Origin of the sequence: Shewanella sp. Isolate8, assembly GCF_022398495.1 — a bacterium.
GTDB lineage: Bacteria > Pseudomonadota > Gammaproteobacteria > Enterobacterales > Shewanellaceae > Shewanella > Shewanella aquimarina.
The window spans coordinates 965,726-987,504 of record NZ_JAKEVI010000001.1 but is presented as its reverse complement, the minus strand read 5'-3'; the positions used below and the strand labels follow the sequence as shown (position 1 = coordinate 987,504).

Annotated in this window: 21 protein-coding genes; all 21 read right to left on the bottom strand. The window is 54.3% G+C overall.

The features are described from left to right. Nucleotides 1-64: 64 nt before the first annotated feature. Nucleotides 65-2,293: a chemotaxis protein CheA gene (locus L1D43_RS04280; protein WP_239850066.1), complete on the bottom strand. Its 2,229-nt coding sequence runs from the start codon at nt 2,291-2,293 to the stop codon at nt 65-67. Nucleotides 2,294-2,308: 15 nt separating this feature from the next. Continuing rightward, the gene (locus L1D43_RS04275; protein WP_239850065.1) at nt 2,309-3,046 is read right to left on the bottom strand and encodes a protein phosphatase CheZ; all 738 of its coding nucleotides are present in this window, start codon (nt 3,044-3,046) and stop codon (nt 2,309-2,311) included. A 13-nt stretch (nt 3,047-3,059) separates the two neighbouring features. After that, nucleotides 3,060-3,443, bottom strand: a complete 384-nt coding sequence (gene cheY / locus L1D43_RS04270; protein ID WP_011865185.1) for a chemotaxis response regulator CheY — start codon at nt 3,441-3,443, stop codon at nt 3,060-3,062. A gap of 42 nt (nt 3,444-3,485) precedes the next feature. Next, on the bottom strand, nt 3,486-4,205 hold the full coding sequence (locus L1D43_RS04265) for an RNA polymerase sigma factor FliA (RefSeq protein WP_041510649.1): 720 nt from the start codon (nt 4,203-4,205) through the stop codon (nt 3,486-3,488). After that, on the bottom strand, nt 4,198-5,079 hold the full coding sequence (locus L1D43_RS04260) for a MinD/ParA family protein (protein ID WP_041510648.1): 882 nt from the start codon (nt 5,077-5,079) through the stop codon (nt 4,198-4,200). The genes L1D43_RS04265 and L1D43_RS04260 overlap by 8 nt, the downstream gene beginning before the upstream one ends. A 4-nt stretch (nt 5,080-5,083) precedes the next feature. Then, a complete protein-coding gene (flhF, locus tag L1D43_RS04255) occupies nt 5,084-6,478 on the bottom strand; it encodes a flagellar biosynthesis protein FlhF (RefSeq protein WP_239850064.1) in 1,395 nt (464 codons plus the stop codon). 11 nt (nt 6,479-6,489) lie between these two features. Beyond that, nucleotides 6,490-8,589, bottom strand: coding sequence for a flagellar biosynthesis protein FlhA (gene flhA / locus L1D43_RS04250; RefSeq protein ID WP_041510646.1), 2,100 nt, complete (start codon nt 8,587-8,589; stop codon nt 6,490-6,492). Between the two features lie 152 nt (nt 8,590-8,741). Then, on the bottom strand, nt 8,742-9,875 hold the full coding sequence (flhB, locus tag L1D43_RS04245; RefSeq protein ID WP_041510645.1) for a flagellar biosynthesis protein FlhB: 1,134 nt from the start codon (nt 9,873-9,875) through the stop codon (nt 8,742-8,744). After that, a complete protein-coding gene (fliR, locus tag L1D43_RS04240; protein ID WP_011865179.1) occupies nt 9,875-10,672 on the bottom strand; it encodes a flagellar biosynthetic protein FliR in 798 nt (265 codons plus the stop codon). The genes flhB and fliR overlap by 1 nt, the downstream gene beginning before the upstream one ends. A gap of 42 nt (nt 10,673-10,714) precedes the next feature. Continuing rightward, nucleotides 10,715-10,984 (bottom strand): flagellar biosynthesis protein FliQ, encoded by a 270-nt coding sequence (fliQ, locus tag L1D43_RS04235; protein ID WP_011865178.1) that lies wholly within the window; start codon nt 10,982-10,984, stop codon nt 10,715-10,717. Nucleotides 10,985-10,992: 8 nt separating this feature from the next. Next, nucleotides 10,993-11,700 (bottom strand): flagellar type III secretion system pore protein FliP, encoded by a 708-nt coding sequence (fliP, locus tag L1D43_RS04230; RefSeq protein WP_235375400.1) that lies wholly within the window; start codon nt 11,698-11,700, stop codon nt 10,993-10,995. A gap of 56 nt (nt 11,701-11,756) precedes the next feature. Further along, nucleotides 11,757-12,134 (bottom strand): flagellar biosynthetic protein FliO, encoded by a 378-nt coding sequence (gene fliO, locus L1D43_RS04225; RefSeq protein ID WP_239850063.1) that lies wholly within the window; start codon nt 12,132-12,134, stop codon nt 11,757-11,759. A 9-nt stretch (nt 12,135-12,143) separates the two neighbouring features. Beyond that, complete coding sequence (gene fliN, locus L1D43_RS04220) at nt 12,144-12,527, bottom strand: flagellar motor switch protein FliN (RefSeq protein ID WP_239850062.1); 384 nt, start codon at nt 12,525-12,527, stop codon at nt 12,144-12,146. Between the two features lie 25 nt (nt 12,528-12,552). Continuing rightward, nucleotides 12,553-13,578, bottom strand: coding sequence for a flagellar motor switch protein FliM (gene fliM / locus L1D43_RS04215; protein ID WP_011865174.1), 1,026 nt, complete (start codon nt 13,576-13,578; stop codon nt 12,553-12,555). A 42-nt stretch (nt 13,579-13,620) separates the two neighbouring features. After that, on the bottom strand, nt 13,621-14,142 hold the full coding sequence (fliL, locus tag L1D43_RS04210; protein ID WP_239850061.1) for a flagellar basal body-associated protein FliL: 522 nt from the start codon (nt 14,140-14,142) through the stop codon (nt 13,621-13,623). A 99-nt stretch (nt 14,143-14,241) separates the two neighbouring features. Then, nucleotides 14,242-15,927 (bottom strand): flagellar hook-length control protein FliK, encoded by a 1,686-nt coding sequence (locus L1D43_RS04205; RefSeq protein ID WP_239850060.1) that lies wholly within the window; start codon nt 15,925-15,927, stop codon nt 14,242-14,244. Nucleotides 15,928-16,147: 220 nt separating this feature from the next. Then, on the bottom strand, nt 16,148-16,594 hold the full coding sequence (fliJ, locus tag L1D43_RS04200; RefSeq protein ID WP_239850059.1) for a flagellar export protein FliJ: 447 nt from the start codon (nt 16,592-16,594) through the stop codon (nt 16,148-16,150). 29 nt (nt 16,595-16,623) lie between these two features. Continuing rightward, on the bottom strand, nt 16,624-17,964 hold the full coding sequence (gene fliI, locus L1D43_RS04195; protein WP_239850058.1) for a flagellar protein export ATPase FliI: 1,341 nt from the start codon (nt 17,962-17,964) through the stop codon (nt 16,624-16,626). Next, entirely contained in the window at nt 17,936-18,991 is a 1,056-nt protein-coding gene (fliH, locus tag L1D43_RS04190; protein ID WP_239850057.1) for a flagellar assembly protein FliH, read from the bottom strand. The genes fliI and fliH overlap by 29 nt, the downstream gene beginning before the upstream one ends. Beyond that, nucleotides 18,991-20,034 carry a flagellar motor switch protein FliG gene (gene fliG, locus L1D43_RS04185; RefSeq protein ID WP_041510637.1) on the bottom strand — a complete coding sequence of 348 codons (1,044 nt, stop codon included), beginning with the start codon at nt 20,032-20,034 and terminating at the stop codon, nt 18,991-18,993. The genes fliH and fliG overlap by 1 nt, the downstream gene beginning before the upstream one ends. After that, nucleotides 20,027-21,724: a flagellar basal-body MS-ring/collar protein FliF gene (gene fliF / locus L1D43_RS04180; protein ID WP_239850056.1), complete on the bottom strand. Its 1,698-nt coding sequence runs from the start codon at nt 21,722-21,724 to the stop codon at nt 20,027-20,029. Before fliF ends, fliG begins: the two co-directional genes overlap by 8 nt. Between the last annotated feature and the right edge of the window lie 55 nt (nt 21,725-21,779).

Here is a 21,779-nt window from a genome sequence, read left to right as displayed (position 1 = left end):
GCCGAAACAAGGCGTGACGCCTTGGGCATCACGCCTATCCGCTAGCTCGCTGTACCACTAACTGCTATTTCTTATTCTTGGCGTAATGTTTCAATAAGCCGGGTACATCTAATATCAATGCGATGCCACCATCTGAGGTAATCGTGGCGCCAGCCATGCCCGGGGTACCATGTAGCAGGGTGCCCAGCGGCTTGATCACCACTTCTTCCTGACCAATCAAGGAGTCAACCACGAAACCTATCTGCATGGTGCCGAGTTGTACGATCACCACGTGACCATGCTGCTTATCGCCATGCTTGAAGCTCGCGGCCTTGCGGCTCAGCCAATGCTCCAGATAGAAGAGCGGTACGGCTTTTTCTCGCACTATCACGGTTAACTGGCCATCGACAATATTGGTCTTGGTCAGATCCAGATGGAAGATCTCGCTGACACTGGACAGCGGCAGGGCAAACACCTGCTGTGCAACTTCCACCATCAGGGTCGGCATAATCGCCAGGGTGAGCGGCACCTTGATCTCCAGGCAAGTCCCCTTACCTTTCAGGGAATCGATATGCACGGTACCGTTTAACTGAGTAATGCGCGTCTTCACCACGTCCATGCCAACGCCACGACCTGAGATATCAGAGATCTCCACCTTAGTAGAGAAGCCCGGGGCGAAGATCAGGTTATAGGCCTCTTCATCAGACATGCGCGCAGCAGCATCTTCATCAAGCACGCCACGCGTGATGGCGATCTGCTTGAGCTTATCGGGATCCATCCCCGCACCATCGTCTTCAATCTTGAGCAGGATATGGTCGCCTTCCTGACTAGCAGAAAGGGTAATAGTCCCGGTACGCGACTTGCCATTAGCTTCACGCTCGTCAGGCATCTCGATACCATGATCGACCGAGTTACGCACCAGGTGAACCAAGGGATCCGCAAGGGCTTCAACCAGGTTCTTATCCAGATCCGTATCTTCACCTATCATGCGAAGATCGATCTCTTTATTCAGGCTGCGCGCCAGATCCCGCACCACGCGAGGGAAGCGGCCAAACACCTTCTTGATTGGCTGCATGCGGGTCTTCATCACTGCGCCCTGGAGATCGGCGGTCACCAGATCTAGGTTGGCGAGGGCCTTAGACATATCCTCGTCATCGCGGGAGATCCCCAGGCTAAGCAGACGATTACGCACCAGTACCAGCTCACCGACCATGTTCATGATCTGATCGAGACGCGCGGTATCGACACGTACTGTGGTTTCCGCCTGCGGCATGTTAGTGGCTGGCGCCTTGGCCGCAGCCTTCTCCTTCACCACAGGTTTAGGCGCAGGCGCCTCCACGGGCTGTGGCTTAACACTCGATTGCGCAGGAGCTGCCATTTTAGGTGCGGAGACCTCTGGCGCCTTAGGGGCCGCCGGAGTCGCAGGCTTGCTGGTCTCGCTGCCAGGACCGGCACCGGCGCCATGCAGCTCATCGAGCAGCTTCTCGAATTCATCGTCGGTGATCTCATCGGCATCCACCGGCGGCGAGCTAGGCTCTGGCACCTTGGCAATTGGTGCAGAGGGCGCCTGGAATTTACCCGAACCGTGAAGTTCATCGAGGAGTGACTCGAACTCATCGTCGGTGATGTCGTCACTGTCGCTGGCCTGAACCGGTGCGCTAGCCGCAGCGCTGGCACCAGAAGGCCCTTTTCCACTGCCGTGAAGCGCATCGAGCAGGGCTTCGAATTCAGACTCATCTATCTCATCGATATCGCCTTCACCGACAATGGAGGTCACGGGATCATTGCTTACCGGCTCGTCAAACAACTCGACATTGTCATCGAGCGGGGTATCAAACAGCTCGATACCGTCATCAACAGGCGCTTCATCCGGCTGTTCAGAGGCAAGCGTCTCGCCAGCGCCGCCCATTTCCGACGGTAATAAGCCACCAGAGCTCAATAATTTAAGGTTAGCCAACAGGGCATCATCGGCAGGGCTTTGCTCGACACCCGCCTGGGTCTCGGCAAACATAGAATTGATGGTGTCGACGGCCTGCAGGATGATATCCATCAGTTCGGCGGAGACACTGCGTTTCCCTGTGCGTAGCAGGTCGAAGGTATTTTCCGCTTCATGACAGACATCCACCATGGGCGTCAGACTCAAGAAGCCTGCGCCACCTTTAACTGTGTGGAATCCACGGAAGATGGCATTGAGTAGTTCGGTGTCGTCGGGGTTATTCTCTAACGCCACCAGCTGTTCAGAGAGAAGCTCAAGGATCTCACCCGCTTCAATCAAAAAGTCCTGCAGTATCTCTTCATCAACATCAAAGGACATTCATATGACTCCTACTTAGAAACCTAGACTCGACAGCAAGTCATCGACTTCATCTTGCCCTGTCACGACATCATCACGCTGATCAGCGTTCATAATAGGACCTTCAGCTTCGACGCACTTCTCTGATGCTTGGGGTTTATCCGTTGCAGGCTGCTCGCCAAATACGGTCAACATGGAGACCAGGTTACTCTCCACCTCTCGTACCAGCTCGATCACCCGGCGGATCATCTGCCCGGTCAGATCTTGGAAGTCCTGGGCCAGCAATATGTTATTGAGTAACTCTTTCAAACGATTGGAATCGGACTCGCTGCGCTCGATAAATTGCTGAACGTCATGGCATAGCGCCTTAAATTCGTGCAGCTGAATATCGCGTCTCATCAGACGATCCCAGGAAGGCTTTACGGCCTGTACGTTTGCGGTTAGCGCATCTGCAAGCGGCAGAGATTCTTCGACGGCGTCCATGGTCTTGTTTGCCGCCTGCTCCGTCATGTCGATGACATAATTGAGGCGCTCTTTGGCATCGGGAATTTCGCTATTGGCCAGCTCCACGAGGCGACCGTCCACCTGAAAATCCACTATCGCACTGTGAAGCTGACGGGTAAGGCGACCCACCTCGTCAAACAGCTCTTTCTGAATCGGGCTGGCGATGTCGCGAATTAGCTCATCGGCCTGCTCTTGTTGGCCAGCCTCGAGTAGATCAACGAGTTGCTTGGCCTGTGCTAAATTGATCAGCCCTGAAGTTTCTGCCTGCATAGCTCAACCTTGATTAACCGAGTCGTTCGAAAATTTTGTCTAACTTCTCTTTCAATGTCGCCGCAGTAAAAGGTTTCACCACATAGCCATTCACGCCGGCCTGGGCCGCTGCGATGATCTGTTCCCTTTTCGCTTCCGCAGTCACCATCAACACAGGAATGTGTTTCAGGTTGTCATCGGCACGGATAGCCTTTAATAGGTCGATCCCCTGCATCCCAGGCATATTCCAATCGGTCACGACAAAATCAAAATCGCCTTTTTGCAACATAGGCAAGGCTGTCGAACCGTCATCTGCTTCCTGAGTGTTATTAAAACCCAAGTCTCTCAACAAGTTCTTGATGATGCGTCTCATTGTTGAGAAATCGTCAACAACGAGAATCTTCATATTCTTGTCCAAGGTTTCCTCCGCGGAGCTGTTTTTATATTGCTCATGTAATCGTTATATTTTGGTCCAATGCTTGAGTTTCGCTTTGAGTCTGAGCATCGCCTGGCTGTGTATCTGGCTTACTCGGGATTCGCTGACATCAAGTACGGCACCGATCTCTTTTAAATTTAATGCTTCGTCATAATATAACGACAAAACTAATCCATCTCTTTCTGGCAGTAATTTAATCGCTTCCACGAGGGCCTCATGAAACTGTGTCTCTGCCAGAGATTCAAATGCGTCGTCCTGGTGATCATCTTCCTGTCTTACTACATCGACCGATACGCCAAGATCTTCAATTCCAACTACTTTCCCGACTGAAACATCATTAAGAATATGATGGTACTCATCGAGCGGCATATCAAGTCGATCCGCAATTTCATTGTCTTTTGCGTCACGTCCAAGTTCTTGTTCTAGCTCGTCAATCACCTGTGCTATGCGGCGTTGATTGCGGTGAACCGACCTGGGTACCCAGTCGCCACGGCGGATCTCGTCGAGCATAGAGCCACGAATGCGTATTCCGGCAAAGGTTTCAAACTTAGCCCCCTTGCTGCCGTCGAACTTGGCCGAGGCTTCGAGCAGGCCCATCATACCTGCTTGTAACAGATCATCCAATTGCACCGAGGCGGGCAGACGAGCAAGTAAATGGTGAGCAATCCTTTTAACCAACGGTGCATACTGTTCGACAATAGAAGCTTTGTTATCTAAACAAGTATACGCAGCGGCTTTACTCACTCGTACGATCCTCTTGATATTCTGGACGTTGTACCAAACGTTCCACAAAGAACTCTAGGTGGCCGCCCGGCTGTTGTGGCACTGGCCAGCTAATGATCTTATTAGCCAAACCATGATAAGCAATCGACGCCGGCGACTTAGGAAACGCCTCGACGATCAACTTTTGTTTACGAACTGACTTACGAAGGTTTTCATCGAATGGGATAGTCGCAACCAGCTCCAAGGCCACATCGAGAAAACGGTCGGTTACCTTGCTAAGTTTAGCAAACAACTCCATCCCTTCTCGCAAACTTCTGACCATGTTGGCCACAATCTTAAATCTGAATACGCCGTGCTCGCGGCTCAGAATCTTAATTAAAGCATAGGCATCGGTAATAGAGGTCGGCTCATCACAGACCACCACCAAGACATCTTGCGAGGCGCGAGAGAAACTGAGCACCATGTCCGAGATACCGGCAGCGGTATCCACGACCAAGATATCAAACTGGGTCTTCATCTCACTGAAGGCGCGGATTAGGCCGGCATGCTGCGCAGGTGTCAGCTCCACCATGGCCTGGGTACCGGAAGTGGCTGGAATAATGCCTATACCCTTTGGACCACGAACGATGATCTCGTCAAGGTCGGCCTCACCGGATAATACGTGGGACAGATTGCGCTCAGCCCTTAGGCCCAACATGACATCGACGTTGGCTAGACCCAAGTCGGCATCGAGCACAAGCACTCGCTTGCCCTTCTCGGCCAGGGAGACGGCGGTATTGATCGATACGCTGGTTTTACCTACGCCACCTTTACCACCGGTTACGGCAATTACTTTTACTTTTTCGTTATATGGTTGATTCATCATACGTAAACCGCTTGCTTGATCCCGACTCATTATATTACTCAAATGCGTAGGCCTGTTCATATGACCTTTCGTTATTCTGTATTGGTTGCACTTTCTTTTCGAGTACCGACAGGGCCTTGTTGGCTAAGGCTAAGGTGTCGGCCACTTGCATATCTTCTGGCACTCGCTGGCCATCGGTGACATAACTCAAGGGTAATCCACTTTGAATCAACACACTCAATGCCGGCGCCAAGGCCACCGATTCATCTAATTTGGTCAAAATCGCACCGGATAATGGAATCCGAGTAAACTGCGCGACGGCATCTTCAAGCACTCTTCTTTGACTTGTAGATGACAGTACCAGATAACTGCGAATAGGTAATCTGCTATTTGCAGTTAAATTATCAAGTTGCTGGAACAATCTCACATCTCTTTGTCCCATGCCCGCCGTATCTATCAATACTAGCTTGCGATTGCGGAACTGATAAAGAATTTGTTCCAACTCATTGAGATCATGAGCTTGCTTGACCGGACACCCCATTATTTTGCCATAGGTTGCCAGCTGCTCATAGGCTCCAATGCGATAATGATCGGTTGTAATTAATGCAACTTGATCTGAACCATGTTGCGCGGCGAATCGAGCGGCTAATTTTGCGACACTCGTCGTCTTGCCGACACCGGTCGGACCGACAAAGGCAACCACTCCGCCCTGACGAACGATATCGTCCCCCTGGTTGTCGAGCATGTTCGCCAGGCTACGCGGAAGCGCCTTCACCAGATCCGCCGGTACATAGTGTTCGCTCAAGGCCGACAACTTAGCGGCAACCTCAGGACTAAATTCGGCTTCCAGAAGACGGCTCTCTAACATGGCACCCACAGGATCCAGGCGGCTCTTCTGCTCGGTCAGCAGTGAGGTCACCTGATGGGTCAGCAGGTTGCGCAGGGAGGCCAGCTCCTCACGCATGGATTCAATCTCGCTGCTGGCCGCACCGCTCTTTTCACGCTTGGGACGATTGAGGACAGGGCTCTCCTGCTGACTGATTGCAGGGACCTCCTCTTTTGGCGCCTTCAATCCTTGTGCCCAGGCGGGCATCTCGAGTGCTTCATTCGATTGGCTTAGTTGCTGACTGACGCGATTTTGTTGACGCTCGAGCAGCGCTTGCAGCGAATCGGCCACGGGTGATGGCTGTTTTTTTGACTCTGCCTTGATGGGCTGACGACCAATAGACACCTTCTCTTCGGCCAGATCGAGAAAGCTGGGTGACAGGGGCGCGGCATCGCTTGATTTGGCCACGCTTGGCTTAGGCTCGTCGTAGTCGACCGCGGCCACAATTTCTATGCCACCGGTGACTTTTTTATTGGACATGATCACCGCATCCGAGCCTAGCGTCTCTTTTACCTGGGCCAATGCAGAGCGCATATCTTTTGCCAAAAAACGTTTAATTTTCACTTAAATACCCTCTACTGGCCGACCGCCGATACGATGCGAATTTGTTTCTCATCGGGTACCTCTTGGTAAGAGATCACCCTTAGATTTGGAATCGTATGTTTAACAAAACGCGACAGCGTCGAACGTAACATACCCGAAGTCAGTAGGATGGCTGGCTGACCCACCATCTCCTGACGCTGGGATGCGTCGAGTAACGACTTTTGCATCCTCTCGGCAAGGCTAGGTTCGATATTCGGCCCCTCGCCTCCCGTTGCCTGCATAGACTGATGCAACATCTGTTCCAATTCCGGCGCCAAAGTAATGACAGGAATTTCCGGCTCTGGACCGCTTATTTCTTGTACAATCATGCGTTTAAGCGCAATACGTACGGCGGCGGTGAGCACCTCGGTATCGTTACTCTTAGGCCCGTACTCGAGCAGCGTCTGAACGATTGTCTTAAGATCGCGAATGGAGACGCCTTCATTAAGCAGGTTCTGCATCACCTTGACCACTGTGCCCAGCGGCAATACATCGGGAATGAAGCCGCTAACCAGCTTAGGCGAATGCTTGGCCAGCATATCCATCAGCTGCTGCACCTCTTCGTAACCCAGCAACTTAGAGGCGTTGTTGGTCAATAGCTGACTCAGGTGAGTGGCCACTACCGTAGCGGCATCAACGACCGTATAGCCTAAGGTCTGAGCGTGTTCTCTTAGCTCTGGTGCTATCCATACCGCCTCGAGTCCGAAGGCGGGATCTGTGGTCTCGACGCCATCCAGCTTACCGTAGACCTGGCCGGGGTTGATGGCCAGTTCACAATCGTGACGAATATCCGCTTCACCGGAGGCTACTCCCATCAGCGAGATACGATAGGTGTTTGGCGCAAGGTCTAAGTTATCGCGAATATGCACCGCGGGTACCAGGAAGCCCAGCTCCTGAGACAGCTTCTTACGCACGCCCTTGATGCGGCCGAGCAGCTCACCACCCTGGCCCTTGTCCACCAGAGGGATCAGGCGATAGCCCACCTCCAGGCCAATGGTATCGACCTGCTGCACATCATCCCAGCTAAGCTCTTTGGGCTTGGCATCACCCGGGGTTGCCGGCGAGGTCTTGGCGATCTCCAGGGCACGCTGCCTATCGAGATCTTTCTTGCGATGCAGAAAATAGGCGCCCGCCGCGGTAATGATGCCGAAGGTTAAGAAGGCAAAATGAGGCATGCCGGGCACGATTCCCATGATCAGCAGCACGCCGGCGGCGATGGCCAGTGATTTGGGATTGTCGAACATCTGACTCATCACCATCTGACCCATGTCGCCAGATTCGTTTTGGCGAGTCACCATCAAGGCCGCCGCAATGGAGAGCAAGAGGCCAGGGATCTGCGCCACCAAGCCATCACCTATGGTCAGTAGGGTGTAGATCTCGACCGCAGAGGAGAAGTCCAGGCCGTGCTGCGCCATACCTATGACGAAACCACCCAGGATGTTGATCACTAGAATCATGATGCCCGCGATGGCATCCCCTTTTACAAACTTAGAGGCACCGTCCATCGCGCCGTAGAAGTCGGCTTCCTTGGTCACTTCGGCGCGGCGAATACGCGCCTGATCTTGATTGAGGACTCCGGCGTTAAGGTCGGCGTCGATAGCCATCTGCTTACCAGGCATGGCATCCAGGGTAAAGCGGGCACTCACCTCAGATATACGTCCTGCCCCCTTGGTCACCACGGCGAAGTTAATGATGATCAGGATAAGAAACACCACCAGACCCACGGCATAGTTACCACCGATCACCACTGAGCCGAAGGCCTCGATCACCTTACCCGCGGCGTCACCGCCGTTATGACCCTCGAGCAATACGATACGGGTCGAGGCGACGTTAAGCGCCAAACGCAGCAGGGTGGCAACAAGCAGAACCGTTGGGAAAGCGGCAAAGTCCAAGGGGCGGTCGGTATAGATGGCGACCAGCAGAACGACCAGCGCCAGGGCGATATTAAAGGAGAACAGGATATCCAGCAGAAAGGCCGGCATGGGCAAGACGATCATCGCCAGCGCCGCAAGTACCAAGATAGGTGTGCCTATCCCTTTGAAGTTGGCTGGTTTTACCTGTTTTAGTTGACCTAAGCTTGCTTTCAAATCCATCAATCTAGCGCCTGAACTTTGACATCTAGCTAGGTTTCAGCAAAAAGTACGCCAACTTAAGGCTGGCTTAGTTCGCAGCGACTCGAACGGATAACAAACGAACAAATATCAGACAGTACAGACGCAAAATAAGAGTTAACCAACTTAAAGCGTTAGTATTTTAGCTCATCGGGGATAGGCTGATTGACAGGGATAGGCGTCGGACGCTTACCACCCTTTTGCTGATATTGACGCAGCTGGAAGACATAGGCCAGTACCTGGGCCACGGCAGTAAACAGCCCCTCGGGGATCTCCTGATCTATCTTGGTGGTGTGATAGATAGCCCTGGCCAATGGCGGTGCTGAGACGATAGCGACATCATGCTCGCGGGCGATCTCACGGATCTTAAAGGCCACATCGTCTACCCCCTTGGCAAGCACATAGGGCGCGGCGGCCTTGGTCACATCATATTTTACCGCCACCGCATAGTGCTCTGGGTTGACCACTATCACGTCGGCATTGGGCACCTCGGCCATCATGCGCCGCTGCGCCATCTCACGCTGCATCTGACGCACCCTGCCCTTCACCTCGGGCTGGCCCTCGGTATCTTTATACTCGTCCTTGATCTCCTGCTTGGTCATCCGCAGCTGTTTGTTATGGTTCCAAATCTGAAACGGCACGTCGATCACCACAATAATCACGGTAGAGGAGCAGAGCACGATAAACATCCACACCAGCAGATCCAGCGCGTTATAGACATTGCCCGGCAGGTGCCCCTGGGACAGGGTAAGAATATCGGTGAAGTAATAACTCAGTAGCAGATAGGCCATCAGGGCCACCACGGAGAACTTGGCGATCCCCTTAGTCAGCTCCACCAAGGCCTGCACCCCGAACATGCGCTTAAAGCCACTGATGGGGTTCATCTTGTTGCCTTTAGGCATGAAAGCCTTGGCCGAGAAGGTGATGCCGCCGAGCACGACATTCCCCAGGAAGGCGACAAAGGCAAGAAACAGCACGAAGCTGGCCATAGGGATCGCCAGCTCGCTGAAGACCATCATCCAGATGTTGAACATACTATTGGTGTCGTAGATCTCCGGCCTGCTCATGGTAAACAGGTTCGTCATCACGCTCATCAATGACTGCCCCAGGCTCGGCCCAATAACGGCAAAGCCAACCGCCGCCGACATCAACACGGCAGAGGTGCCCAGCTCCTTAGATCGGGCGACCTGCCCCTTCTCTCGCGCCTGTTCGCGTCGCCTGGGGGTCGCCTCTTCGGTCTTCTCCTGACTGGTATCGTTATCGGCCATCAGAAACTCCCAGCCGTACTACATTGCAGCTGCACCAGATCGCACAGCAGCAACTGGGCCGAACGCCAGACCTCGTCGAAATGCGCCATGATAGGCGTCAGGGTCAACCAGAGAATAATCAGACCACTCACCATGGTCACGGGAAAACCGATGGCGAAGATGTTAAGTTGCGGCGAGGCGCGGGTCATCACCCCAAAAGAGAGGTTGATCAGCAAGAGCGCAACGATCGCCGAGATGGACATGGTCAGCGCCGCGCCGAACATATAGGCGCCCCACTCTGCCAAACGCCGATAGCTGGCGATGCTTATTCCTTGCATGGACACGGGAATGGTATCGAAGCTCGCCACCAACATGCGGATCATCACCAGGTGACCATCTACCGCCAGGAAGATCATGGTCGTCAGCAGCAGGAAGAAGTTACCGATAACAGGTGTCTGCTGGCCTGAGCCAGGGTCCACCATGGAGGCGAAACCTAGGCTGGTCTGCATGCCGATGATCTGTCCGGTCAACACGAAGGTCTGCATGATGAGCAGGGTCACAAACCCCATGGCGACGCCGATCAATATCTGCTGCACGGTAACGAATACCGCACCTAATGAGAACAGCTCTACCTCGGTATTGACCGGCAACATGGGGGCGATGGCGAAGGTTATCGCCACCGAGAGCAGCAGGCGCACACGGGTGGGCGTGGTGTTAGCGCCAAATACGGCCATCACCATCAACATACTCGACACTCGAAACAGCGGCCACATGTAGGCCGACAGCGTCTGCATTATGGTCGACAGCAAGATCTCCATCTCAGCAACGCTCGATAGCCGGGCGGGCGCGGCGCTTCATACCTAACCCACCACCTGAGGGATAAGGTTCACCATCTGCAGGAAGAACTCCATCATGGTCTGCACCAGCAGATGGCCTAATATCATCAGCGCAAAAAGCGTAGTCAGCAGACGCGGCAGAAAGCTCAGGGTCTGCTCGTTGATGGAGGTCGCCGCCTGAAACACCGCCACCACCAGGCCGACCACTAGGCCGGGCACGATGATCATCGACACTATGGTCACGATGACCGAGAGTGCTTCACGAAAGATGTCGATGAGGGCTTCGGGTGTCATAGCAGCTCCTAGATCCCAAAACTGTTGGCCAGGGTGCCCATCACCAGGCTCCAGCCATCCACTAGCACGAATAACATGATCTTAAAGGGCAAGGAGACGATCATCGGCGACAGCATCATCATACCCATGGCCATCAAGATACTGGCGACCACCAGATCTAACACTAAGAATGGCACAAACAACATGAAACCTATCTGAAAGGCAGTCTTGAGTTCGCTGGTGATAAACGCCGGGATCAGCACGCTCATGGGCGCATCTTCGGGCGATTGAATATTCTGATAGCCAGAGATCTCGACGAAGGTCTCCAAATCAGTAAGACGGGTCTGGGCCAACATGAAGGCCCGCAGCGGCTCCTTGCCCTTATCATAGGCCTGCTCTATGGTCATGGCCTCATCCATATAGGGTTTGACCGCCTGATCGTAGATCTTGTCGAACACGGGCGCCATGATAAAAAAGCTCATGAACAGGCTCATGCCGATCAGCACCTGATTCGACGGCGTCTGCTGTAGGCCGATGGCCTGGCGCAGAATCGACAGCACCACTATGATGCGAGTGAAAGAGGTGAGCATGATGACCATGGCGGGCAGAAAGCTCAGCGCCGTCATCAGCAGCAGTATCTGCATGGTCACCGAGTATTGGGTAGAGCCGTCGGCACCTGTCGTTACCGTCACCGCCGGGAGTATGCCGTCCTGGGCCAGCGCCAGTTGCGGCGCCATCACCGCCAAGAGTAGCAAGAATGAGGTCAAGATCCGCTTCATGATTTTCATTACATTCATGACTGTGAAGACTTTGCCTGACGCAAGCGGCTGGCAAAGGAGTCCTGTTCTATGGTGATTGGGGTATCGAGTTTATCGATAAGCGAAACCTGCTGCGGCGTCACTCCCAGCAAATATTGTTGGCCATCGACCTCGACCAACACCATCTTCTCTCTCTGTCCAAGCGGGGTGACCGCCAGGGTCTTCAGCACGCCGTGGGAGGTGGGCACAAGCTTGAGGCGTTTAACCAGGTAGGCAAGCAGGAAGATCAAGGCGATCACCACCAGCAGACCACCCAACATATTCGTCATGGTAGTCAATGCCGATTCCCGCTCGATAGGCGCCTGAGTGCTCGTCGCGGCGGCCGCAACGGCCATCAAGGATGAGATCCCCATAGGCCTTCCTTATTTGAGTTTCTTAATACGCTCGGTTTGGCTGATGACGTCGGTGAGACGAATACCAAACTTGTCGTTGACCACCACCACTTCGCCGTGGGCGATGAGGGTACCGTTTACCATCACATCCAGCGGCTCACCGGCGACCCGGTCAAGTTCCACCACAGACCCCTGGTTCAGCTGCAGCAAATTACGAATATTGATAAAGCTGCGGCCCACCTCCATGGAGATGGTCACAGGAATATCCATGATGGTATCGAGTTTGGCCGCTTCCTCTTCGGTCAGCGGCTTCGAGCTATCGTCCAGCTCGTCGAGTTCGACCGCCTGAGCCTCCTCCAGCGCCTGTTCGGCCATGGCTGCGGCCCAATCGTCACCTGTATCTTCTGTGCTCATTGATTTCTACCTTAAACGCATTCCATTAAATATTGTTGAGATCCCGAGACTTACTCTTCTTAGTCACGAGTTGTAGCTCGGTCTTTACCGTCTCGGGCCGTGGGATCTTCTCCCTGATATTCAGTGCCAGATTCTCGCGCGAACGCCCCAGCTTACAGCGATAGGTGGGCAGGTCCTCGACCCGCAGCACGATATACTCAGGCATCTCCACCGGAATAATGTCGCCGGCCTTAAAGCCCATCACATCCTTCAGCGAGATCTCTTTCTCGACTATGGTGGCATCCAGGCCCACTTCGACGTCCATGATCTCATCTTTAAGCGCCTGAGACCAACGCATGTCGGTATCTTGGGTGTCGCTCTGTACCCCGGCGTCGAGCAGTTCACGAATCGGTTCGATCATCGAATATGGCATGGTGATGTGGAAGTCACCACCGCCGCCATCCACCTCTATGTGGAAGGAACTCACCACCACGACTTCTGTGGGACTCACTATGTTGGCCATGGCCGGGTTCACCTCGGAGTCGAGATAATCAAACTCGACATCCATCACTGGCGCCCAGGCCTCCTTATAATCTTCGAAGATGATCTTCAGCAGTAGCTGCACGATACGCCGCTCAGTTGGGGTAAATTCCCGCCCCTCGATCTTGGCGTGAAAACGGCCGTCGCCGCCGAAGAAGTTATCCACCAAGATAAAGACCAGGCGGGCCTCCATGGTGATCAGCGCTGTCCCCTTCAGGGGGCTGAAGCGCACCATGTTCAGGCTGGTCGGTACAAACAGGGTGTGGACATATTCGCCAAACTTGAGCATCTGCACGCCGTTAATCGACACCTCGGCCGCGCGGCGCATCATGTTAAACATGCTGATCCTAAGATGGCGAGCAAAACGTTCGTTGACGATCTCCAGGGTCGGCATACGACCACGGACGATACGATCTTGTGATGAAAAGTCATAGGCGCGCGCATCGAGCGCGTCACTCACCTCTTCCTCTTCGACGTCATCGACACCATGAAGTAGCGCATCAATTTCGTCTTGGCTTAATAGATCACTCACAATATCGTCCTATCATACTTGTTAGCTTATAAATCACCGGCATTACTGCATCACGAAGCCGGTAAACAGCACCTTTTCAACCACTTTACGTCCGGTCACAGGTTGCAGGGTATTCTGTACATTCAGCAAGGCCAATTGGCGCAGCTCATCCTTACCGGCAAGGGAGCTGAGCTTCTGCACGTCGGCACTACTAAAGGTAGTCAGCAACGCATCCTCGATAAGCGGAATATGCTTCTTGATCAACACATCATCGTCAGAGCCACGCACCATGAGCTGCACCTTGATCTCCACCAGACGGGAGCGATTCTGCCCCGGCAGGTTAAACAGGAAGGGTCTCGGCATCCCCACATAGAAGGCTTCACGGCTGTTTGCCGGCTCGCTCTGCTCGGTTTGCTCCCCTTCAGCCATCGCCTCATCGCTCGGCTCGTCACCCGACAGCAACAACCAGGCGCCCACACCCAGCAAGACCACCAAGAGTGCACCTATGGCCGCAAAGATAATGAGCTTCTTCTTACTCTTAGGCTCTACATTCTCTTCAAGTTCTAACGATTCTTCTTCCGCCATCTCTTATCCCTATCACACTCGGCTCACACTCAGCATAGTCATGATTTTTTAGCGCATATCAAACGATTGGGCAATCATACCAACCTATAGGTTACCTGCTTACGCGTAATAATCTATACCCGAACGATAACTTGTTGCGTTATTCGACACTAACAGGCTCTCTTCTGCCGAAATTTCATCCATCTCAGACAGACCATGGCCCACTCCCTCGCCTTGCTCGCCATTACCACCCTGCTCTTTGCCGCCTTGGGAGACGTTGCTGTCGGTCAGCTGCATCCCCTGCTCGGCCAGTAGCTCCCGCAGACGTGGAATGGCTTGCTCAACCAGATCCCGCGTCTGGGTCTGAGTCACATGAAATTGCACCTGAGTCTGATCCCCCTGCACCTGAACCCGAACCATCATGTGGCCAAGCTCGGGCGGATCCAGGCGAATCTCAGCCTGCTGCACGCCTTGGCTCACCATGGCGACGAGCTGCTGACGCATCACGGGGGAGAACTTTTGGATCATCTCCTGCATCTGAACCACAGGTTCACCCTGAGGCTTGATAGACATCTGATATTGCGGGATGGCCTCGCTTCTTGCCCCCTGCAATCCCTGTAGCGACAAGCCATTAATCTTAGTATCAGGTGCAACATCGACCACCTCGCCAGCCTTTGATGACATGGCAACGGAGAGGTTAGCCTCCCTCAAGAGCTCTTGCGCCCCCTTGGCATCGCCACGGGCTTCGGCAAGTTTGCCAACACTGTTTTGTGTCTGCTCGACGGCTAGCTTGGCTTCACCCAACTTAGATTCACCGAATTTGGCCTCGCCCAATATGGCTTTAGCCCCTTTGTCATCGACTGCAGCATCTAAGCCGTTCGCCTTCATGACAGAGCCTAAGCCCCCTTGGCTGGACTCAACTTGAGCAATACCTGCCAGACCAATACCAGCTTGGCTGATTTGAGAATCACTGGCACCGCCAGCCATCTGTGATGATCCAACTTGAGAAGAAGCCGCCTGGGTTTGCGATTGACCGGCCAGGGCGGCGAGATACTGCTTGGCGTCACTGATCAGCGCCGCGAGATTTGCCTCATCGGTCTCTGTTGCCTTGCCTTGGCCCTGACCCAGCTTTCCTTTATCAGTCACACCATGAATAAGCCCCTCTAGCATCTGGGGCGGCAAGGCCATCAATTCATCCTCGGACAAACCAGTCTGGGCCATCACCTCATTCAGGGCGTCATCGGGAAGATGTGCCAGGATAGCCTCGCTACCTACTCCATTAGGATTGATAACCGGCTGAATATGATCGTCCCCGGCGCCAGGCTTAAGTGACTCGCCTATGCCTTCTAGCACTTCCTTTTCACCGGCGACTTTATCCTTAGCCCCTTTTACAAAGGTAGGAAACAGCTCATTGTCGGCTGGAGACTCACCATCACCTTCACCCAGCGGCAAAATAACGCCGTCGGCGGCAAACTCCGCCTCATCCCCTAACTTGTTGGCAAGCTGGATCTGCGCCAGCACATTGGAGACATCGTCGCTCTCTTTGTCCTGATCAGAGTCTTTAGCTTGCTTAGCATCGGCCTTGTTGACGCTATCGCCAGCAGCCAGATTATCGGCCTGGCTTTGCGGGCGAGCTTTCGCCTGTGAACTCTTCTCATCCTGACTGCTTACCTTAGCCAAAGCCTCTGAAAAACCTTTGTTTTCTGACTTTGACTCGGCAGTCGCATCGGACGAACTGGGCAACACCCCGCCTTTCTCTTTGCCGGACTCTACATTGGATAGGAGTATCTGGGTCATCTGTGGCATGCTTCCTCCAACACTCATTTGGGGCTCGCTAAGTTCACGTGCCGCCCGAGCGTCAATTATTCGCTGTCGCTATGGACTCAATAGCCCTTACTAACCAAAATCCAGCAATAAATATGCCAAGTTATTAACAACTAGGATTAAAAAAGACGCGGTTTGATAAGAGAAGCCTAAGGGGAAAAAAGCGGCGAATGTCTCCGCAGCTCTCATCGATGGGCTAGGTTTAACGAGTGGACTGGCGGAAGAACTGCTGAGAGGCAAACTCATCGATCATCTTTTGTTCCTGTTTAGCCTCAAATTTTTGTTTGGCCTCGGCCTTATGGCTCAACAACAACTCGACCGCCTTGCGCTTTTGTTGCTTGCCCTGCCAATATTCCTGCGCCTTCACACGCTGCTTGTCGGTTTCGGCGACGGCGAATACCTGCTTGTCGATCGCCTCATCGATTTGACGAATGAACTGATGAAATTGATGATAACTACTGGCGGCAATCACTTGCCCCTGTTTACCTTCCATCTGTTTCATGTAGTCCAGACGGTACTGCCGAAGGGCATCGAGCTGCTGCCGGCACTTATTGAGGGTCAGCTGCACACCTCGAAGCTGTGTAGCCGCAGCTTCCTCTGCATCGAGGGCTAACTTGAGTACTGTCTCTAAGGGATCATGTTTTGCCATGGCAGTTTCGCTCTAGGATTAATGCCAGACTAGACCTGACACTGGGCACTTAACTGCCCCAGCATCAAGGCACTGGAATCGAAGCTGATGGCCTCCTTCATGGTCTGTCTCAAGAAGGCATTCATGGCAGGCTGCAGCCGTATGGCGTTATCGATACGTGGGTCGCTCCCCTGAGTATAGGCACCGATAGAGATGAGGTCGCGATTCTGTTGGTACAGAGAATACATCTGCTTCACCCGGCGCGTAGCCTCCAGATGCGCATCGCTGATCACCATAGGCGCCACACGGCTGATAGAGGCCTCGACGTCGATTGCCGGGTAATGACCCGAATCGGCTAATGCCCGCGATAATACGATATGACCATCGAGGATCGCCCGCGCCGCATCGGCGATCGGATCCTGCAGATCGTCCCCCTCGGTCAGCACGGTATAGAAGGCGGTAATTGAGCCCTGGCCGGCGCCGCCATTACCGGCGCGCTCCACCAGCTTAGGCAGCTTGGCAAACACAGAAGGCGGATAGCCCTTGGTAGCCGGTGGCTCACCGACCGCTAGGGCGATCTCACGCTGCGCCTGGGCGTAACGGGTCAGGCTGTCCATCAAGAGCAGCACGTTATAACCCAGATCGCGAAAGTACTCGGCGATGCGGGTCGAGGTCTCACAGGCCCTTAAGCGCATCAGCGGAGAGGTATCGGCGGGCGCCGCCACCACAACGCTGCGGGCACGTCCCTCGGCGCCCAAGATCTCTTCGATAAACTCTTTCACCTCGCGGCCACGTTCCCCCACCAGACCAACCACGATCACATCGGCCGTGGTGCCCCGGGTCATCATGCCCAGCAGCACACTCTTACCCACCCCCGAACCAGCGAACAGGCCCATACGTTGGCCCTTACCCACGGTCAACATGGCGTTGATGGCGCGCACCCCAACATCCAAAGGTTCACTAATGGCACGGCGCGCCAAGGGGTTTAGCATGGTGGCATGACGGGTAGCTTTCTGATCGGTATGCAACTGGCCCAAACCGTCAATCGGCGCACCATTACCATCGAGCACGCGGCCAAGTAGGCCCATGCCGACATTCAGTCCTGTCTGCTCGCCGAGCGGCGTCACCTTGGCACCTGGCATCACGCCGCTTAGCTCCTCGATGGGCATCAGATAGAGCAGCTTGTCATCGAAGCCTATCACCTCGGCGATTAGATCTCCTGCCATGGTGGCTATGCTACACAGACTGCCCACGGGCGCCTTGCAGCCGGTGGCTTCCAGGGTGAGACCAACCACGCGCACCAGCTGGCCCGAGGCCTCGGGCATAAATGGCGCGACCGCCTGGGTATGATGTCTTAGCTTATCAAGTAGTCGGCTTTGACGTGTCTTCATCTGGGCTCGTCTCTTGCGGTGCATCACTAGGTATTGGCTGTTCGCCCAGCTCTAACTGTGTCGAGGTGTCGACAGCGGCCTGGCTTTTAGTTTCCTGAGTATCAGTTTCCTGGCTGTCAGTTGCCTGGCTGTCAGTTTCCTGGCTATCTGTCACCTTATGGCCGCCTTGTGCTGCCTCACCATCTTGGGGTTGAGGCTCGGAGACCTTCTCCATGGCGGCAAGCTGTTGCAACCTCTGCTGCTCCAGGCGCTCTTCACTGGCAACCAGCTTATCGAATACGGCTTTTATTCTATGCTCAAGGCCCATATCGACCCGGCTGCGACTGTTACTCACTATGCATTCGCCGCGGCTCAAGGTGGGGTCGGCCTCTAATTCCCATCGGTTTCTCGTCAGCTGGGCACTCTCATAGAGTCGCTCGACAATCGCCAGATCGTCGGGATGCAGACGCAGATGGGCCCCCTCCTCTTTGAGCGGCAGCGCGTCGACGCCTTGACGCAGGGCCGCCAGAATATGTTCGGGGTGTGTCTTTAACTCATGGCCGATCACCGCCTTGGCCAGCGTCATGCTCAGTTGTACCAAGGCTTGTTCGATTTCGGTATCGAGCAATGAGAGTGGCATTGATAGCTGTTGCATCAAGGCTTCAAATTGAGCAATCGTCTGTTTCGCCTCGGTGAGGCCGGCCTCCATTCCCTGAGCTTCGCCTTGACGATAACCTTCCTCATGCCCCTGCTCTAATCCTTGGAGTCGACCCTCTTCCAGCCCTTTAGCAATACCGGCTGCTTGGCCCTGGGCAAAGCCTTCGGCCTCGGCCTCGGCGCGGATCGATTCTATCTCTTCCAAGGTGGGTGGCATCACAGGCTCATCGACCGCCTTGGCGGCCTTTTGCGGGGCGATGCGCCCAAACATATTCTCCTTGGGCTCATCCACGGTAGGGGTTACATCGGGCAGCTGCCAATGGCTAAAATCGGCTTGGGTCCCTTGTGTGTCTTGGCCCTCTTGGGGCTTCTTGTCGCCAGACATGGTCATTAGAGGAACTCTTCTCCGCCACTACCACCAAGTATGATCTCCCCTGCGTCACTCAGACGACGAGCGATAGAGAGGATCTCCTTCTGAGCCACTTCCACTTCGCTGATCCGTATTGGGCCCATGGCCTCGAGATCGTCTTTAAGCAGCTCGGCGGCGCGCTTGGACATGTTGCCGAGGATCTTCTCTTTGAGTTGATCGTCCGCCCCCTTGAGGGCCTTCATCAACACATCCTGCTGCACTTCACGCAGCAAGGTCTGAATACCCATGTCGTCGACATCGGCCAGGTTTTCGAAGACAAACATAAGATCTTGGATCTGCTGCGCCATCTCTTCGTCTGTCTCGCGCATGGTCTCCATTAGCTGGCTCTCGACGCCCGTATCCAGGTAGTTCATGATATTGGCTGCCGCCTTCAGGCCGCCCATCTTCGCCGCCTGGGCACCGCCCTGACCGGCAAACTGTTTCTCCATGATGTCGTTAAGCTCTTGCAGCGCCGCCGGTTGTACCTCTTCGAGGTTGGCGATGCGCATCATCAAGTCGAGGCGGGTATTTTCGGGCGCCTGGGCAAAAATTTCGGCCGCCTGATCCGGCTCCAAATATGACAATACGATGGTCTGGATCTGCGGGTGTTCGTTTTGAATGATGGTAGCGACCTGACGGGCGTCCATCCACTTGAGCGACTCAAGCCCCTTGGCGCCGCCCCCCATGATGATCTGCTCGATAAGGTTACCGGCCTTATCTTCACCCAAGGCTGCCGTCAGGGCATTACGCACAAACTCTTCGCTGTTGAAACCGATAGAGGAGTATTTCTGTACCTCCTCCAGAAACAGCTTGTGTACGCCAATCACCTTGTTTTGACCAAAGTCTTTCATGGCGGCCATCGCCATACCCACCTTCTGGACCTGCTTAGGCTCGAGGTGTTTTAAAATCGAGGCGGCATCGGCTTCGCTGAGGCTGAGTAGCAGGATGGCGGTCTTCTCGATACCGGTCAGATCTTTGGTGTTAAACTCACCACTGGCTGTGTCGATCTCTTTCTCTTTACTCATTTTCTTGTAACCATCCCTTGACGACTTGCGTAGACAACTCAGGTTCGTTGGCCACCAGTGCACGTATGGCCTTTATCATATCATCGTCTTTGTGCAGATCCGGTATCAAAATTGACCCGTCGTCGGCGTAGCTGTATTCCGCATCGGGACGATTGAGCATGCCAAGGGTATCGGCGGCATACTGATCCTCAATTTCTGCTAACTCGTCACCCAAAGAGGGGGCATCCGGCATCTTCTGTCCATCGGGATAGATCAGACGCTTGAGCATAGGACGTACCACGAACAGTATGAGTACCAGGATGATAAGCCCCCCCATGACCAGCTTGATGGCGCGCCAGAACCAAGGCTCTTCGTAGATGGCCAGTGCCGGTGCTTCTTCAACCAGTTGGTCCATGAAAGGCACAGTCACGACTTCTATCATGTCGCCGCGCTGGGTGTTGAAGCCTACCGCGCCCTCGAGCAGACGACGTATGTTGCTCAGCTCCTGCTCGGTACGGGCGACGCGCGTCACCTGACCGTCTTCGCCTGCCGGCCCGGTCTTAAAGTCGACGGCGACAGACACGCTGACTCGTCTGACGACTCCTACCTGCTGACGAGTATGACTGATGGTGGTATCGAGCTCATAGTTACGGGTCGCCTCTTTGTGGCTAGAACCCGGCATGCTTTGCTCCTGCGAATTCGCCCCCGTGGCTTGCTGAGGAATATTGGCTTCCATAGGCGGTTGGTTACTCAGCGCGCCGGCAATGCCACCTGTGCTAGAACCGATGGAATTATTCTCGACCGTCATCTCGCTGCGCACCGCCGGTAGATCCGGGTTGTAACGCTTGGCGGTCTGCTCGACAGAGGTAAAATCCATGTTCACGTCGACCTGGGCGGTGAAGTTCTCCGGCCCCAGAATCGGCATCAGAATCGATTCTATCTTGGTGCGGTATTCGGCTTCCTTCTGCTGAACGAGCTCAAGCTCGCGTCTCGCCCGCGCCGAACCTGCGGTTTGGCTGCCAGAGTTTAACAGGCGGCCGTTAGAGTCTGTCACCGTGACGCGAGTCGGCTCGAGGCCGTGTACCGCCGAGGCGACGATATCCACGATAGAATCGACCTCTTCCTGACCCAGTCCACCACGACGGGTATTAACCACCACGGTCGCGCTCGGCTTAGAGCGATTGCGGGCAAATACGTTCTCTTTAGGAATGGCCAGGATCACCTTGGCGCGGCTAACGCTCTTTAACTCTTCGATGGTACGTGCCAGATTTTGCTCCTGGCTGTTCTTGAGTCTGGCGGCTTCCATGCGCTGGCTGACGCCAAAGCCGCTGTCTTTTGACAGGTAATCGTCACGACTCGGCGAGTTATCGATACCGGCACGGCTCAGCATCATCTTGACGTCTTGGTACTGATCTTCCGGCACCTTTAACACATCGACATCGATCTGATAGTTGACCTTGTTCTTGTCCAGCACATCGAGAACCTGCACCATCTCTTGGGTATCCATCTTACCCAGCGGACGGTATTCGGGCTCCTGGGCCCACAACATGACGAAGACGGCCAATGCCAGACAGATCGCCAGCGCCAGGATCATAGTGATCTGCCTGAGCATGTCGACACCGCCAAACATTCCGCCGCTGGGCTTATGTTCTTCTTGTACGCCGCCTGCCACCATATCCTGTGTTGTGCCAGCGCCAGTTCCGACTACCATATCTGTGCTCACGATAAATACCTGCCGTTATCTTTCTTAATCTTTAGGGGATCCA